Raw genomic sequence first — 232 nt, 5'->3', positions numbered from 1 at the left:
GATCCGGGCGCGGCGACAATATATTTGCCGTCGTGCTGGCCCAGAACCAGCAAGTTTCCGGGATCGACCGGCATGCCGATGCGCAGGATTTCGCCGCCTGACATGCGGATCGATTGCGGCACGATATCCGCCTCGTCGGCAACCGCCGAAGCGCTGAAAATCACGATGATATCGCACGCCCTGCTCACGTCCGCGATGGCGACAGCCAGCGCCGCCTGATCGTGCGCGACGC

1 protein-coding gene is annotated in these 232 nt (G+C 63.8%); it reads right to left on the bottom strand.

The genetic code is table 11. The annotated features are described in order from the left end of the window. The coding region (locus tag SB719_RS22845; protein WP_412160138.1) for a hypothetical protein at window positions 1-232 on the bottom strand (232 nt) is incomplete at both ends.

The organism is Pantoea sp. SIMBA_079 (genome assembly GCF_046940275.1).
Lineage (GTDB): Bacteria > Pseudomonadota > Gammaproteobacteria > Enterobacterales > Enterobacteriaceae > Pantoea > Pantoea borealis.
Note: the sequence above shows the minus strand (reverse complement) of the source record. Positions and strands in the feature narration are given on the sequence as shown.